This window comes from Marinicella meishanensis, from assembly GCF_019931145.1.
Taxonomy (GTDB): Bacteria; Pseudomonadota; Gammaproteobacteria; order Xanthomonadales; family Marinicellaceae; genus Marinicella; species Marinicella meishanensis.
On record NZ_JAIOUV010000005.1, the window covers coordinates 29,796 to 44,873 of the forward strand.

Sequence of the window (15,078 nt, forward strand, 5' to 3'; positions counted from 1 at the left end):
CTCGAACAGCCATGCAACTCAGTCCCACAGAAATCGAACAATTCAAACAAGACGGCTACTTGGTGTTCCGTCAATTGATCGACATGGAACTGTTGAACGAAATCAGAAATCAGACCAAAAATCACCTGCAACTGCGCCTGCCACCGTTTGAACTGGAAGCTGAATTGGGGTATCCCAAAGCCCCGCAGTCGGTGGAAGATGAGGGTGGGCTCACCATCCGCCGATTGTTGTTGGCTTTCAGTCGCGATGCCTCATTCCGTGAGTGGGGTAAAAACCGCATGGTCAAAGCCATTTTGCAACAGTTGTTGGACTCAGAAGAGATCAAACTGGTGCAGTCACATCACAACTGCATCATGACCAAACAGCCTGAATACTCCAGTAAAACCATGTGGCATCGGGATGTCAGATACTGGAAGTTCAGTGACTCCGAACTGATCAATTCGTGGTTGGCCATGGGCTCGGAAACCAACGAAAACGGTTGTTTGAAAGTGATTCCTGGCTCACACCGCATGGCCTTGTCTGCAGGCATGGTCGATGAAGAACTGTTCTTAAAAGTGGATCATCCCGATGCACAACCCTGGTTGGAACAAGCCATTGACGTCACTTTACAAGCGGGTGACGTGTTGTTGTTCCATGCGGCCATATTTCATGCGGCCAACCACAACCGCACCGACCAAGCCAAATTCTCTTTGGTTTATTCCTACCATGGCAGCGCCACCCAGCCGCTGGCTGGCAGCAAATCGACCACTTTCGAAGAAATTTCAGTTTAAGGCGGTGGTGACGATTTGATTGCGACCATTGTGTTTGGCCCGATACATGGCTTCATCGGCACATTTCATGATGTCCCGCAAACGGCGGCTGCCGCGGCTGTGACATATGCCCGCCGATAAGCTGACTTTCAGGCCGGGCGCGGGGATGGAATCTGATAATTGCTGGGTGTTGAGGCGCAATTGTTCTATCATCTGATGTATGGCATCGGCCTCCATGTCTTCAAAGCCCACCAGGAATTCTTCACCCCCCATGCGGCCGATCAGTTTGGTGTGGGTTTTCAGCTCGCTGCACAAGGCACCAAACTCACGCAGCACCCGATCACCCAAAGCATGTCCATAGTTGTCGTTGATGGTCTTGAAATGGTCCAGATCAATCATCACCAAAGTGAAACGGTCCTCGTCATTCATTTTGGCCAATTTTTTGCGAATCCGGTTGACCACCGCGCCGCGGTTGCGTAAGCCTGTTAACTCATCGTAGTTGGCCAGCACGTGCAACTGGTTACTTTGCAGGCGATAACGGCGGTTGAACCACAGCAACAAGGCCAACAAACCACCCATCATGATCAAAGACAGGGTGAGCAACAGGCTTTGTCTCTTTTGGTTGGCTATGACGATGCTTTGGGCACTGTTTTCTTCGGCCAAAACTTGGTTTTTGAGGGCGTTTTTCTCCACTTCATAACGGGTTCTGATTTCATGCAACTTCTCACTGCTGTGTTGATTTTCCAACTCAGATTGCCGTTTGGTGGCTTCCACAAACAGGTTAAAAGCGGCGGCATGGTCACCCATGGCCGACAGCAAATGCGCCTGGCGCTTGTCCACCGCCACTTGGCCATAACGGAATGTGCCTTCAACATTCAATGCTTTGGCGGCATCGATGTGGTCTTGGGCTTCGACGAATTCACCGGTTTCGGTTTTGACTTGCGCCAACAAGATTAAATTGTCAAACAGCAAATAATTGTTGCCGGATCGGGTGAATATGTCCGTGGCACGATCCAATAAGGATTCGGCTTGTTCAAAGTCTTTTTGCTTGATGTGGTGGTAGGCCAATTCGGTGTTGGCATAGGCCACGCCTTGGTCGTCGCCAACCGACTCAGACAGCTCAATGGACTGTTGCAATTGGCTGATGCCCAGTTCATGGTTTTCCAATTCGATGTTGGCCCGACCCATTTCAAACAACTGAATGGACATGCCCAGGGTGTTGTTTTGTGCTTGTTCCAGGGCGTATGCCGCCTCGAAGTAGGGCAATGCCAAATCGAATTCATTGCGGGACACATAAATGCCTGCCGTGTGCGAAGACACATCGGCTTTGCTGATCAAAATGTGATCGTCCGGTGCCAGCTCAGTGGCTTGTTGAATCAATAACAAGGCGCGGTTGTAGTCTTCTTGGCTGATGTACAAATAGCTCATCTGGACCAAAGCCAGAGTGGCCAGAATGGGGTGCTGCTGCTGGTTCGACCAGTCCAGGATTTGCTCCAATTCAGCCATATGCGCATGACCTTGGCCCAAGCGATCATGGCCGTCGATTTTTGCCAGAATCAACAGTTGACTGAGCCACGGTTCTTGGGCGGCATCGATGGCCGCCAAGCCGGCTTGACTGTGTTCAATGATTTTCTCAGGGTAATCAAGAATGGCGTTGATCTGGGATCGCACATACTCGACTTGAGCGCGTTCGGCCGCTGATTTGGCTTGGTGTCCTGCCAGGGAGTTCAAGGCTTGATTGGGGCTGGCTTCAGCGGTGGCCAATAGGGCCACGAAGTAATCGTTCAATTCACTCGTGTAAGGCCGATCAGTGGCATTGCCTGGGCTGATCCAAGCAAGCAAAACCCAACCTGTGATTTTGAGTAATTTCATCATCAAAATGGGGCGCCAACTGGCACATGCCCTCAACCCCTATACCATTGATTATACGGCATATTCACCTAAAGTACATGGCTTTGTCTGGCGACCTTGAACAGAGCGACTGAGATGTGTCGTTATGCTCGGGCAAAAAAAAAACGGAATCCTGAGATTCCGTTTTTCAGATCGTTTTTTTGGGGTCACATCACAAAGCGACTATGTTCTCTGCTTGTGGACCTTTTTGACCTTGGGTGATGTTGAATTCAACTTGTTGACCTTCTTGCAAAGTTCTGAATCCATCACCTTCGACGACGATGGCGCTGTAATGAGCGAACACATCGGCACCCGACTCTTGTTGAATGAAACCAAAACCTTTGGACTCGTCAAACCATTTGACAGTTCCTGTTACTTTATCTGACATATGTATACCTAAATATTAAAAAAATAAAAATCACTCAAACACAAACCACAAGAGGTCAACTGGTCAATGGCGATGAAATTGCTTTGAAAAGAAGCGTATATTCTGACTTGAGTTCGAGCAATCTGGAGTCTATAGAGAATGAGGGCTCAAGTCAATGAAAAACAAGCAATTTGCTTGGTAAGGCCCTGTTTTTTTGAGGATTCAGGGCCTCAGTATCAACAATTGGCGGTCATCACATGTTTGAATAGTTGGGGCCGCCACCGCCTTCTGGCGTTACCCAATTGATGTTTTGTGACGGGTCTTTGATGTCACAGGTTTTGCAATGCACACAATTTTGCGCATTGATGCGGAACGTGGGCTGGTCGTTTTCTGTCACCACCTCATACACCGCTGCCGGGCAGTACCGTTGTGCCGGTTCGGCCCATTGAGGCAAGTTCACCTCGATGGGGATCTTGGGATCGTGCAATTGCAAATGACAGGGTTGATCTTCTTCGTGGTTGGTGCTGGACAGAAACACCGAAGACAAGCGATCAAAAGTGATTTCATTGTCTGGCTTGGGATAGTCAATGGCTTGGCATTGATCGGCCGGTTTCAAACAACTGTGATCCGGTTTTTTGTTGCGCCAGGTGAACGGCAGTTTACCGGCAAAAATGTTTTGGTCCAGGTAGGTGAAAGCCGCCCCGAAAAAGGTGCCCAATTTATTCAATCCCGGTTCAAAATTGCGGGTCCGATGCAACTCTTGGTGAATCGACGACTGTTTGATGCGGTCAGCGTAATCGGTGAGTTCACCGCCGGCGTTGTTCTGCAACAGGGCTGCCGCGATGGATTCGGCCGCGATGATGCCAGATTTCAAGGCGGTGTGGGTGCCTTTGATTTTGGCTGGGTTCAAAAAGCCCGCCTCACAGCCCACCAACAAGCCACCTGGGAAGGTCAGCTTGGGCAGGGATTGCAAACCGCCTTTGTTCAAGGCCCGGACCCCGTAAGACACGCGTTTACCGCCTTTGATGACGTCTTTGATCACGGGGTTTTGTTTCCACTGCTGGAAGGTTTCAAAGGGACTCAAGTAAGGATTGTCATAATTCAATGCCACCACGAAGCCCAAGGCCACGGTGCCTTGATCCAAATGGTACAAAAAGCCACCGCCTTCGGTGTGGTTGTCCAATGGCCAACCCAGGGTGTGAACCACATGACCGGGCTTGGATACCGCCTCATCCACTTGCCACACTTCTTTCAAACCGATGCCGTAGTGTTGTGGATCGGCGTCTTTTTGCAAGTCAAATTTTTGCATCAGGGTTTTGCCCAGCGAACCCCGGCAGCCTTCGGCAAACACAGTTTGCGGGGCCAACAATTCATAACCGGGTTCAAAACTGCCTTTTTCATTGCCGGCGGCATCAATGCCCATGTCACCGGTGACGATGCCTTTGACCTGACCTTGCTCATCGTACAACACCTCTTTGGCGGGAAATCCCGGGAAGATGTTGACTCCCAGGTTTTCGGCCTGTTCGCCCAGCCATCGACATAAGTTGCCCAGTGAAATGATGTAATTACCGTGGTTACGCATCGGCTTGGGGATCAGGAAGCCGGGCACTTTGGTGCCTTTTTGCTCACCCCGGAGGTAATGAAATTCGTCGTCGGTCACGGCGGTTTTCACCGGCGCTCCTTGCGCTTGCCAATCAGGAAACAATTCAGTCAATGCCGCCGTTTCAATCACCGCGCCTGACATGATGTGGGCACCGATCTCGGAGCCTTTTTCAACCAAGGCAATTTGCCATTCTTTGCCATGTTCCTGCGACAATTGGGCCAAGCGACAGGCCGTGGCCAAACCGGCTGGGCCACCGCCGACAATGACGACATCAAATTCCATAGATTCTCTGTTCATATTCTGTAACTCACCATTTTCATTAGTTTCGACATACCAGTCATGACCTGCTTGACAGGTTCTGGTAATTCCACGCCCCCGGCATTTTTGGCGTCATTGCCATGCCTGATTTCATCGGCCTGCATTTGCTGCAGGATTTTCAATGACTTGGCATCCTGTGCACCAATGTCATCGATGTGTTCTTGTAAGTGGGATTCCACTTGCCGTTCAGTTTCGATCACAAACCCATAACTCACGGCATCACCAAACCAGGCCGCCATGGCACCGATGGCGAATGAATGCATGTACCAAAAAGGGTTGGTGATGCTGACATCTTCGCCCAATTCATCCAACCTGGATTGACACCAGTTCAAGTGATCATGCTCCTCTTTGGCAGCCTTCAGCAAATGTGCTCGGGTTTTGTCATCGCGAGCAAACATGGCTTGGCCATTGTACAAAGCTTGGGCACAGACTTCTCCGGTGTGGTTGATGCGCATCAAACCGGCGGTGTGTTTACTTTGTTTGGCATCCAACTCCGGTGCGGGTAATTCAGCTCCAGGTATGGCGTCTTGCCGGTCGGTTTTATGCGTCAACACTTTGAGCATGCGATCAAATTCAATCATCAATCGATTGCCCAAGGATTCATGGTGTGTGTTCATGGGAAATTGGGTCAAAATATGGCGGTTATTTTACCATTGAAAGCCAAAATAAAGATGAATTCTCAAAAATTAACCTTTGCTTGGTTGTATTTTGCGGCAGAACCGGTAAATTACGGCATTCAACCATTAGCAAAGGAAACCACACAATGAAAAAAACCAACTTACTCATGGCCCTGGCTGCCACCGGCTTGTACACCACCTCGGCGGTGGCTGATGACCACGAAGGCGCCAAATGGTCAGGCTCCGGCCAATTGGGCTTCTCCATGACTTCCGGCAACTCGGACACCGAGAATTTGACCGCTGGTTTGAAAATCAGACGCGAGTCAAACAACTGGGTCAGTGACTTGTCATTGGACCTGCTGCGGGCCTCCAACAACGATGTGGACACCGCCGAGCGCTATACCTTGAACACCAAAACCGGGTATAAGTTTGATGACAATGACTACGTTTACTATGGCACCCGCTGGGACAAAGACAATTTTTCCGGTTTTGACTACACCATCACCACCTCTGTGGGCTGGGGGCATAAATTCCATGACACCGACAGCCACCGTTTGATCACCGAAGTGGGTTTGGGTTACAAAACCGAAGCTTTGGACATTGACCGCAGTGAAAACAACGGTGCGGTGCTGTCAGCCAAATTGGATTACATGCGCCAATTGACCGAAACCACCCAGTTTGAGGATGTGTTGGTGGTTGAGGCCGGTGATGACAACACCTTCATCCAAAACGATTTGGGCTTTGCCTTTAAAGTCAGTGAGAAATTTGCCGTGAAATTGGCCCACCAATACCGCCACAACACCGATGCACCGGCGGGTAAAGATTCCACCGATACGTTGGTGTCCGCTAACTTGGTGTATGATTTTTGATCAGTCAGCTTCGCTTCTGCCAACAAAAAAGCCCGCACATCAGCGGGCTTTTTTGATGGTTTTTAATTGCTGTCAGCTTAGGGCCTGTTAACACCCACTGAAAGGCGACTGCTGGATCGTATTTTTCAGCCATCAAGGCATCAGTCGTGATGTGTGGTCACTCCACATGAGCGACTGAATAACGCCGAGGGGGGGGAATACGATTCAGCCCCATGGGTTCAGCCTACAAAGGCCACACCCGGCGTTGCTCAGCGCTCGATTGGAGTGACCAAACCACGCTTTTCGCGCCTTGATTGTGACCTTTGTAACCTGAACAGTGGTCATTCAGTGGGTGTTAACAGGCCCCGGCCTTAACACCCACTGAAAGGCGACTGCTGAATCGTATTTTTCAGCCATCAAGGCATCAGTCGTGATGTGTGGTCACTCCACATGAGCGACTGAATAACGGCGAGGGGTGGAATACGATTCAGCCCCATGGGTTCAGAATGCAACGGCCACACCCGGTGTTGCTCATCGCTCGATTGGAGTGACCAAACCACGCTTTTCGCGCCTTGATTGTGACCTTTGCAGCCTGAACAGTGGTCTTTCAGTTAGTCTTAACAGGCCCTAGTTTGATTTTGGCGAATTTTCGCTTGCCCACTTGAAACACTTCTTGGGTGCCGACGGGAAAGGTTTGTTTCGGGTCGTCGGCTTTTTCACCATTGATTTTCACCGCGCCTTGTTTCACCATGCGGATGGCATCGGACGTGCTGACACACAGACCGGCATTTTTTAAAATGTGGGCCAAACCCATTTCACCGCCTTCAGTTTCCAGAGTCACTTCATCAATGTCATCCGGGATGGCGCCTTTTTGAAACTGGGCTTTGAAGGCGGCCAGTGCCGCCTGGGCCGCCTCGGCGTCATGAAAGCGTTCAATCAATTCCATCGCCAAGGCAAACTTGACATCGCGGGGATTTTTACCCGCCGCCACTCCGTCTTTATACTGCTTAATTTGTTCATTGGATTTGAAGCTGAGCAAGTCAAAGTAACGCCACATCAATTCATCTGAAATGGACATGACTTTACCGAACATGTCGGCCGGGGCGTCTTCGATGCCGATGTAATTGCCCAGTGATTTGGACATTTTATTGACCCCATCGAGTCCTTCCAACAAGGGCATGGTGATCACTATTTGAGGGTCTTGTCCCACTTGAGATTGCAAGTGCCGGCCCACCAATAAATTGAATTTTTGGTCGGTGCCCCCCAACTCCACATCGCATTGTAATGCCACCGAATCATAACCTTGCGCCAAGGGGTACATGAATTCTGAAATGGCAATGGATTGACCGGTTTTGTAGCGCTTGTTGAAGTCGTCCCGTTCCAACATGCGGGCCACATTGTATTGGGCCGATAGCTTGACCATATCGGCAGCGGTCATGTCATTGAACCATTTGGAGTTGAACTCAATGATGGTTTTTTCTGGATCCAAAATTTTGAAAATCTGGTCTTGGTAGGTTTTGGCATTTTCCAACACCTCTTCACGGGTCAGGGCTTTGCGGGTTTGGCTCTTGCCCGTGGGGTCACCGATCATGCCAGTGAAATCACCAATCAAGAAAATCACGTCGTGGCCGAGGTCTTGGAAATGCCTCATTTTGTTGATCAAGACGGTGTGTCCGACATGCAAGTCAGGGGCGGTTGGATCGAAACCGGCTTTGACCCGCAGGGTTTTACCGGCTTTCAGTTTGGCTTCCAGTTCTTCCAGTTTGATCACTTCATCGGTGCCGCGACAGATCAAATCCAAGGCATCTTGTACAGACATGTTGAAATATTCGTTAAAAAGGGGTTAATTCTACCGAAACGCAACAAATTATAGAACCTCAATTGAACCTATGCCGAAAAAAATCATCTATAATTTCAGTCATCATTGAAACCGATTGGAATTTGACCTATCAAAGCACAAGCCGTTCGCAAATATAACCAGGGCAAAACCCTGGCGCTCAGTCTCAATCAATTCAAATCAATCATCAGCCCACTGACCTCTGGTAAAAAAGTGGCGGTGGCGCTGATTGCTTTGTTCGTGGTTTATGCGATCAGTGACATGATTTCGGTGGATGCCGATGCCCACACACAGCCAGTCATCATTGAGCAAAACAAACAAATTGACATCCCTTCGGTGCCCTTGATGAGCTTTTCCGAAGAAGGACTGGTGGGTTCTGAGCAAATGATTCACCAAACGGTGACGGTGGAGAAAGGTCAGACTTTGTCCGGCATATTCACCGATTTGGGCTTGTCCCAGGCCTTGTTGTTGAAAATCGCGCATTTCAATGACGACTCCAAAAAACTGGTGAAAGTGATGCCGGGTAATGATTTGCACTTCACCTTGAGTGCCGATGGCGAATTGCGTCAATTGCGCTACCAATCATCCAAGTTCGAAGAACTGATCATTCACAACGACATGAATCAATTGTCCACCGAGCTGATCACCCATGACCAGGAAATTCGTTTGGTCAGCGCCCAAGGCACCATCAACAATTCTTTGTTTGGCGCCGGCAAGGCCGCGGGTTTAACCGACAGCATGGTGATGCAATTGGCCAACATCTTCAGTTGGGACATCGATTTTGTCTTGGAAATCAGGGCCGGCGACTCATTCAGCCTGATCTATGAACAAATTTATAAAGCCGGTGATTACATGGGTGAGGGCAAAATCCTGGCTGCCAGCTTCACCAACCAAGGCACCACCTATGAAGCGGTTTATTATGAAACCGAAAATGGCGAGGGCAGTTATTACGCGGCCGATGGCCGGGCCATGAAGAAAGCATTTTTGCGGGCCCCGCTGAATTTTTCATACATCAGCTCCAATTTCAATCCGAAGCGCATTCACCCCATCACCAACCGGGTCAAGGCCCACCGTGGCATTGATTACCGGGCGCCCACCGGCACCCCTGTTTATGCCGCAGGCGCTGGCCGCGTGACCCAAGCCGGGTACAATAAATACAACGGCAATTATGTGTTCATCCAACACCCCAATGGCATCGTCACCAAGTATTTGCATTTTTCCAAGAAAGCGGTGAAAAAAGGGCAACGCGTCAAACAAGGTCAAACCATAGGCTATGTCGGCTCGACCGGGCTGTCAACCGCGCCCCATTTGCACTACGAGTTCATTTACAACGGGGTTCACCGCAATCCACGCACCGTGCAATTGCCGAAGTCCAAACCCTTGCCAGATCAAGTGATGCCGGATTTCTTGACTTATTCCAAACCATTGCTCAGCCAACTCAGCGACTTGAAAACCTTGCTTGTGGCCCAACAATGAGCCTCTGCATCGGCGTCATGTCGGGGACATCTTGTGATGGCATCGATGTGGTGTTGGTGGATTTTAATGACTCCATGAAGCTGCTGGCCAGTGTCTTCAGGCCCTATCCAGAGTCGACCAAACAAAGCCTTTTGGAACTGTTACACCAGCCCCATACCACCTTATCAATCCTCAGTCACTTGGATGCCGAGTTGGGCCATTTGTATGCCGACGCGGTCAACCACCTGTTGCAACAGCAGGCCGTTGATCGCAGTGACATTGGGGCCATCGGTTTACATGGTCAGACGGTATTCCACGATCCAGACCATGACATGGCCAACACCTGGCAGCTGGGTTCTGCGGCCATCACCGCGCACCAGACCGGGATCCCGGTGGTGTCCAATTTTCGCCAACTGGACCTGGCCGCCGGCGGGCAGGGCGCCCCCTTGGCGCCCATCTTACACCAGCAATTATTGGCTCACGTGGCCAGCACCGTGTGGGTCATCAATTTGGGTGGCATTGCCAACATCACGCGCCTGTCTGCTGGCCAAGTGATCGGTTTTGATACCGGACCGGCCAACTGTTTGATGGATGAATGGGTGCTTAAACACCAGCAACAACCCTACGATGCCGGTGGCCAATGGGCCTCACAGGGCCAGGTGTTGGATGGTTTGTTGCAGTCCCTGTTGCAAGAGCCATATTTTCATCGCCAACCACCCAAAAGCACTGGCCGAGAATTGTTCAATCCGGCTTGGTTGGCCCGTCATTTGGCCGGAACAAACCATCAGCCGGTCGATGTACAACGCACCTTGTTGCAACTGACGGTCGAATCATTGGCCATGGGCTTGGCTGCCGGCAACCCTGATGAGGATGCGTTCATTGTATGTGGGGGTGGGGCGCACAATGCGTTTTTGCTGCAGCAATTGGAACAACGGCTGCAAGCCCAGGTGGTGCCCAGCACCGAGTGGGGCATCCCAGTGGATGATGTGGAAGCCACTTTGATGGCTTGGTTGGCTGATCAACACCTGCAAGGCCAACGTTTGGACCTGTCCGCCATCACCGGCACCGAAGGGGCCAAATTGTATGGGGTGTTGCAAATGCCGGCATGAGGGCCGTGGCGAGAATCAGCCGCTGAATTCCAAGATGATGGCCGTGATGTTGTCAGAACCACCGTTTTCCAGCGCTTGAATCAACAATTGATCGCCAATTTCTTTGGGTGACAAGGACTTGTTCATGATTTCGGCGATTTTGTCGTCTTCAACTTCTTCGGTCAAACCGTCTGAACACAGCAAAAATTTGTCGCCGGCCTTGATTTCACCGGTGCTTTCAGAGACTTTGATTTCACTGTTGTCGGTCACACCCAATGCCTGGGTCACCACATTGCGGTGTGGATGGGAGCGGGCTTGTGAAGCGGTGATCAAATCTTGGTCCACCAGCTCTTGCACATAAGAATGGTCGGAGCTGATTGGAATCAATTGCTGTCCGGAAAGTTTGTAAATGCGGGAATCACCCACCCAGGCACAATCAAAACTGTGGTTCTTCACTTTCAAAATGGCCACCGTGGTGCCCATCGGTAAATCACCCGGTTTTTCCAATGAACTGTTGATGATTTCCTGGTTGGCATCCAGGATGGCTTGTTTGATGGGGATGTTGCTTTTGATGGAACTCAAGATGTGATCCCTGGCCAAGGCGCTGGCGATTTCGCCATGGTCATGCCCCCCCATGCCATCGGCAACCAAGAACAAACCACTTTCCAGATCAATGCCATAAGTGTCTTCATTATGATCCCTCTTAATCCCTGAGTGTGAAGTGTGTCCAAGTCTAATGTTCATTCGTGTTTGCCATTTTTTTTTGGATTATAGCATTCCGCTTTTCTGTGCAATTGTAGCACTTTGTCACAACGGTTGAGTTGAAAAAAAAGTGTGACGCATTTCACAATATGGATTCGGGCGCCCGGGTCTCTCGAATTTCCTTGTTCATTTTCCAATTCATCAATTGTTTGTAAGTCATGATGTTGTTGACGTAAGTCACGGCGGTCATGCCATCGGCATTGCCGTAGCGCAATTCGTGGGCAATGCTGGGGTTGTTGAGTTTGGCCAGAAAGGTTTCCACCACGAACCAATCATCTGGGTCCAAGCCGGCGCGTTGGGTGAGAATCCTGGCGTCTTCCAAGTGGGCATAGCCAATGTTGTAGGCGGCCAAAGCAAACAAGGTGCGGTGGGGTTCTTCAATGCGGTCGGGGATTTTGTTTTGCATGTTGCGCAGGTACTTGATGCCACCTTCCAGGCTTTGTTTGGGGTCGGTGCGATCGGCCACCCCGACTTCTTGGGCGGTGCTCGCTGTCAGCATCATCAAACCTTTGACCCCAGAAAAGGACACGGCATCCGGGTCCCAATGTGACTCCTGATAACTGATGGCGGCCAACAGCGCCGCATCAAAATCATGGGCGTCGGCCACCGCGTAGACCAGTTCTTTGATCTCCGGCCAAACGGTTTGTAATTTATCGAAAAAAGTGACGGTGTTGGCCGAATCAATGTTGGGAATGTACAGCAGGATTTCTTCTTTGAGCTGGGCCATCAAGCCACTGTCCTGGGCTTGGTTGATGAATGCATTCAGCTGTGCTTGCAATTGGCCAGAACGGTGGGGGCGCAGCATCAAGGCGGTGTCCAATGGTGCCGACACTTGCAGCACTTGGTAGATGCCTGGAATGAACTTTTGGTAAATGTTGATGATGGCCGAATCGGCCAATGTGTAGTCCACTTCCTTGAGATTGATGTTGCGAATGATTTCAAACAGGGTCAATTCTTGGGTGGTTTCCAGGCGTTGTGGCTGAAACGAGGGCAGTCGGTTCAACAATTCAGAATAGCTGCTGTTAGCAATGACCAGGCCTGACAAGTCTTCAAATGCCTGCAGGGTGTTCTTTTGTCGGTGGTCGTAATGGGTGACCAGATCGGTGGTGGTTTGGCCAATGGGCGCGGTGAACACAAACCGGTTTTCGCGTTCCTCGGTGACACTCAAATGCCCCCCGGCGACATCAATGCGGCCGCCACTGAGGGCCGCGAACAAGTCGCCGTTGTTGTTGAAGACATGCACCTCCAGTTGCAAGCCATGTTGTTCGGCAAAAGCCTCGAGCAAGCGGAATTCATAGCCGATGTCATTGTCGCCATCTTTGAAATAAGAAAGCAGGGAAGTGCGGGTGCCATAATGCAGCACCCCCCGCTGTTGGATCAATTCCCAAGTGTTGAGGGTGGGCCAGGGGCTGAGGGTGAACATCAGTGCCATCAGCACCAGCGCAGGCAGCAACAACCACTGCCACCAGTTGGCTTTGGGGTTCGACTGATTGCTCATTGAGTCAGTCAATGTTCGATTGAAGAATTAATGTCGGCAAAAGTGGACGCACCCTGTGTTTCTGATTTGCTGTCTATTATAATAACCTTTTTTTACACGAGAAAATCGTCCAATCATGAATCTAACCGGATTTTTGGTGCGTTGGTTGTTTGCCTTGGGGCTGGTACTGGTCACGTTTAACCCCACTGGTTATTCCATCACCCACTGGTTGTGGCCGTGGCAGAACGACCAATTGCCCTTGAAAATATTGGTCATCATGCTGCTGTTGGCTTGTTACTTATTTTTCGTCACAGCCACGGTCAAATCTTTGGGTTGGTTGGGCATCATTTTGGTGCTGGCCATTGGCGGCACCGTGATTTGGTTGTTTGTGGATCAGGGTTGGTTGAGCTGGTCCAACACCGGAATCATGGCCTGGTTGTTGATCGTGATGATCTCAATTTTACTGGGACTGGGCATTTCCTGGTCACACATCAAAAAACGCATCACCGGTCAATTTGACACCGATGATGTTGGAGAATGAACATGAGTCTTGTGAGTACCCCCATGTCGGTGGGCGAGTTGTTGGATAAAATCACCATTTTGGAAATCAAATCCAGAGAAATCAAAGACGACAACAAATTGAAAAACATCCGCCATGAGTTGGCTTTGTTGCAACAAACGTGGCAGCAAACCGGCTTGCGCTCGGGTCAAACCGATGCGCTGCAACAGTCGTTGGAAGCCATCAACATGAAATTGTGGCGGATTGAGGATGACATCCGCATTTGTGAAAAGGACAAAAACTTCGGTGAAACATTTGTGCAACTGGCACGCAGCGTGTACTTCACCAATGATGAGCGGGCCGCCATCAAAAAACAAATCAATGAATTGACTGGGTCAGATTTGGTGGAAGAAAAATCATACGAATCTTATGAGTGATCGGCCGCTTTGGCAGTCACGCAAAAGTCCATCAACATCCTCCGGCAAATCGGTTAGAATGAAAGGATGACAACAACGAAAGCATCGCCCAAAAACCGCAGTGAAAAAGAACTCATTGTCATGGGTCTGAGCATCACCTATGCCATTTGTGTGGGCATCTTTGCGGCCATCAGATTGCTCAATCAGGATTGGATGATCGGCCTGCTGGATGTGGTCTTGGCTTTGTTTGGGTTGTATGTTTTTGTGGTGGTGTGGCAAACCAGAAAAACCGAGTTTCCGGCTTTGGCCATGGCCATCATCACGGTGGTTGGCACCATCGCCACCATCATTCTCAAAGGGCCTGATCAAGTGTATTGGGCCTACCCATCAGTGGCTTTGGTGTTCTATTTGCTGCCAACCCGTCAGGCATTGGTGTTGTGGCTGATCTCAGCTGCGGTGATTCTGTATTTGTTGATTGACTTACCCACCATCAAACTGGTGTCCATTGCCATGACCTTGTTCATCACCAGTTTCTTTTGTCACGTGTTTTCATCGAAAATGCACCAACAACACGCCCGCTTGCGCCGGGCTGCTCATGAGGACGTGCTGACACAAATCAAGAATCGGCGGGCTTTCAATCGCGACACCGAGCTGTTGGAGTCTTCCACCCAACCGGAATCGGCCATTTTATTTGACCTGGACCACTTCAAAAAGGTCAATGACTATTTTGGCCACGCCACCGGTGACCGGGTGTTGAAACAAGCCACCGAAGCGGTCAAAGCCCAACTGGATCACCCCGAATTGTTATATCGAATCGGTGGCGATGAGTTCGCCATTTTGTGCCCCGGGGAAGATTTCAACCATGCCTACCAATTGGCCAAGGACATTCACCAGCAGTTCAATGCCGGGGCTTTGCATGAAGAGCATGGCTTGACCTTGTCCATGGCGGTGTCACAAAAAGAATACAATGAAAGTGTCAGGGAATGGTTGGGGCGATTGGACAGCGCCTTGTTCAAAGCCAAAAAATCAGGTCGTGACTGCATCATCAAAGCAGTCAGATACTGAAGGAAACCGCGTGCAGGAGTCACGATTCTCAACTTTTGAGAACCGCCCGGGTGAAAATGAACTCAGCCAACACAGTGCCTGGTAATG

At 50.3% G+C, this 15,078-nt stretch carries 15 protein-coding genes; 8 read left to right on the forward strand and 7 right to left on the reverse strand.

The features are described 5' to 3' along the window. Nucleotides 1-11 precede the first annotated feature (11 nt). Nucleotides 12-770 (forward strand): phytanoyl-CoA dioxygenase family protein, encoded by a 759-nt coding sequence (locus K7G70_RS09595; protein WP_223788418.1) that lies wholly within the window; start codon nt 12-14, stop codon nt 768-770. Here the strand turns inward: K7G70_RS09595 and K7G70_RS09600 are convergent. The 4 genes from K7G70_RS09600 to coq7 form a co-directional block, all read right to left on the reverse strand. Further along, nucleotides 762-2,624, reverse strand: a complete 1,863-nt coding sequence (locus tag K7G70_RS09600; protein ID WP_223788419.1) for a diguanylate cyclase domain-containing protein — start codon at nt 2,622-2,624, stop codon at nt 762-764. The two genes, K7G70_RS09595 and K7G70_RS09600, sit on opposite strands and share 9 nt — an antisense overlap. A 187-nt stretch (nt 2,625-2,811) precedes the next feature. Next, a complete protein-coding gene (locus tag K7G70_RS09605) occupies nt 2,812-3,027 on the reverse strand; it encodes a cold-shock protein (protein WP_223788420.1) in 216 nt (71 codons plus the stop codon). Between the two features lie 232 nt (nt 3,028-3,259). Next, a complete protein-coding gene (locus tag K7G70_RS09610; RefSeq protein WP_223788421.1) occupies nt 3,260-4,906 on the reverse strand; it encodes an electron transfer flavoprotein-ubiquinone oxidoreductase in 1,647 nt (548 codons plus the stop codon). Next, nucleotides 4,903-5,544 carry a 2-polyprenyl-3-methyl-6-methoxy-1,4-benzoquinone monooxygenase gene (coq7, locus tag K7G70_RS09615; protein WP_223788422.1) on the reverse strand — a complete coding sequence of 214 codons (642 nt, stop codon included), beginning with the start codon at nt 5,542-5,544 and terminating at the stop codon, nt 4,903-4,905. Before coq7 ends, K7G70_RS09610 begins: the two co-directional genes overlap by 4 nt. Nucleotides 5,545-5,562: 18 nt before the next feature. On the opposite strand from coq7, the gene K7G70_RS17925 reads away from it, so the two are divergent. Next, nucleotides 5,563-5,694, forward strand: a complete 132-nt coding sequence (locus tag K7G70_RS17925; RefSeq protein WP_255589950.1) for a hypothetical protein — start codon at nt 5,563-5,565, stop codon at nt 5,692-5,694. Beyond that, entirely contained in the window at nt 5,691-6,413 is a 723-nt protein-coding gene (locus K7G70_RS09620) for a DUF481 domain-containing protein (RefSeq protein WP_223788423.1), read from the forward strand. The genes K7G70_RS17925 and K7G70_RS09620 overlap by 4 nt, the downstream gene beginning before the upstream one ends. Before the next feature lie 586 nt (nt 6,414-6,999). Here K7G70_RS09620 and tyrS read toward each other — a convergent pair. After that, on the reverse strand, nt 7,000-8,211 hold the full coding sequence (gene tyrS, locus K7G70_RS09625; RefSeq protein WP_223788424.1) for a tyrosine--tRNA ligase: 1,212 nt from the start codon (nt 8,209-8,211) through the stop codon (nt 7,000-7,002). Nucleotides 8,212-8,442: 231 nt separating this feature from the next. On the opposite strand from tyrS, the gene K7G70_RS09630 reads away from it, so the two are divergent. Beyond that, nucleotides 8,443-9,705 (forward strand): peptidoglycan DD-metalloendopeptidase family protein, encoded by a 1,263-nt coding sequence (locus K7G70_RS09630; RefSeq protein ID WP_223788425.1) that lies wholly within the window; start codon nt 8,443-8,445, stop codon nt 9,703-9,705. Further along, complete coding sequence (locus K7G70_RS09635; protein WP_223788426.1) at nt 9,702-10,793, forward strand: anhydro-N-acetylmuramic acid kinase; 1,092 nt, start codon at nt 9,702-9,704, stop codon at nt 10,791-10,793. The genes K7G70_RS09630 and K7G70_RS09635 overlap by 4 nt, the downstream gene beginning before the upstream one ends. Before the next feature lie 15 nt (nt 10,794-10,808). Here the strand turns inward: K7G70_RS09635 and K7G70_RS09640 are convergent, their stop codons facing one another. Both K7G70_RS09640 and mltF read right to left on the reverse strand, forming a co-directional pair. Next, nucleotides 10,809-11,516 (reverse strand): PP2C family protein-serine/threonine phosphatase, encoded by a 708-nt coding sequence (locus K7G70_RS09640; RefSeq protein ID WP_223788427.1) that lies wholly within the window; start codon nt 11,514-11,516, stop codon nt 10,809-10,811. A 100-nt stretch (nt 11,517-11,616) separates the two neighbouring features. Further along, nucleotides 11,617-13,032 carry a membrane-bound lytic murein transglycosylase MltF gene (gene mltF, locus K7G70_RS09645; protein WP_223788428.1) on the reverse strand — a complete coding sequence of 472 codons (1,416 nt, stop codon included), beginning with the start codon at nt 13,030-13,032 and terminating at the stop codon, nt 11,617-11,619. Nucleotides 13,033-13,147: 115 nt separating this feature from the next. Between mltF and K7G70_RS09650 the strand changes: the two genes are divergently transcribed. The 3 genes from K7G70_RS09650 (at nt 13,148) to K7G70_RS09660 (ending at nt 14,991) form a co-directional block, all read left to right on the forward strand. Continuing rightward, entirely contained in the window at nt 13,148-13,552 is a 405-nt protein-coding gene (locus tag K7G70_RS09650; protein WP_223788429.1) for a DUF6524 family protein, read from the forward strand. Between the two features lie 2 nt (nt 13,553-13,554). Next, nucleotides 13,555-13,947: a DUF6165 family protein gene (locus K7G70_RS09655; protein WP_223788430.1), complete on the forward strand. Its 393-nt coding sequence runs from the start codon at nt 13,555-13,557 to the stop codon at nt 13,945-13,947. A gap of 66 nt (nt 13,948-14,013) precedes the next feature. After that, the gene (locus K7G70_RS09660; protein ID WP_223788431.1) at nt 14,014-14,991 is read left to right on the forward strand and encodes a GGDEF domain-containing protein; all 978 of its coding nucleotides are present in this window, start codon (nt 14,014-14,016) and stop codon (nt 14,989-14,991) included. The last annotated feature ends 87 nt before the right edge of the window (nt 14,992-15,078 follow it).

What these genes read in the sequence shown, in the direction of transcription:
- K7G70_RS09595 (WP_223788418.1), top strand. Translation starts at nt 12, where the DNA reads ATGCAACTCAGTCCCACAGAAATCGAACAATTCAAACAAGACGGCTAC.
- K7G70_RS09600 (WP_223788419.1), bottom strand. Translation starts at nt 2,624, where the DNA reads ATGATGAAATTACTCAAAATCACAGGTTGGGTTTTGCTTGCTTGGATC.
- K7G70_RS09605 (WP_223788420.1), bottom strand. Translation starts at nt 3,027, where the DNA reads ATGTCAGATAAAGTAACAGGAACTGTCAAATGGTTTGACGAGTCCAAA.
- K7G70_RS09610 (WP_223788421.1), bottom strand. Translation starts at nt 4,906, where the DNA reads ATGAACAGAGAATCTATGGAATTTGATGTCGTCATTGTCGGCGGTGGC.
- coq7 (WP_223788422.1), bottom strand. Translation starts at nt 5,544, where the DNA reads ATGAACACACACCATGAATCCTTGGGCAATCGATTGATGATTGAATTT.
- K7G70_RS17925 (WP_255589950.1), top strand. Translation starts at nt 5,563, where the DNA reads ATGGCGGTTATTTTACCATTGAAAGCCAAAATAAAGATGAATTCTCAA.
- K7G70_RS09620 (WP_223788423.1), top strand. Translation starts at nt 5,691, where the DNA reads ATGAAAAAAACCAACTTACTCATGGCCCTGGCTGCCACCGGCTTGTAC.
- tyrS (WP_223788424.1), bottom strand. Translation starts at nt 8,211, where the DNA reads ATGTCTGTACAAGATGCCTTGGATTTGATCTGTCGCGGCACCGATGAA.
- K7G70_RS09635 (WP_223788426.1), top strand. Translation starts at nt 9,702, where the DNA reads ATGAGCCTCTGCATCGGCGTCATGTCGGGGACATCTTGTGATGGCATC.
- K7G70_RS09640 (WP_223788427.1), bottom strand. Translation starts at nt 11,516, where the DNA reads ATGAACATTAGACTTGGACACACTTCACACTCAGGGATTAAGAGGGAT.
- mltF (WP_223788428.1), bottom strand. Translation starts at nt 13,032, where the DNA reads ATGAGCAATCAGTCGAACCCCAAAGCCAACTGGTGGCAGTGGTTGTTG.
- K7G70_RS09650 (WP_223788429.1), top strand. Translation starts at nt 13,148, where the DNA reads ATGAATCTAACCGGATTTTTGGTGCGTTGGTTGTTTGCCTTGGGGCTG.
- K7G70_RS09655 (WP_223788430.1), top strand. Translation starts at nt 13,555, where the DNA reads ATGAGTCTTGTGAGTACCCCCATGTCGGTGGGCGAGTTGTTGGATAAA.
- K7G70_RS09660 (WP_223788431.1), top strand. Translation starts at nt 14,014, where the DNA reads ATGACAACAACGAAAGCATCGCCCAAAAACCGCAGTGAAAAAGAACTC.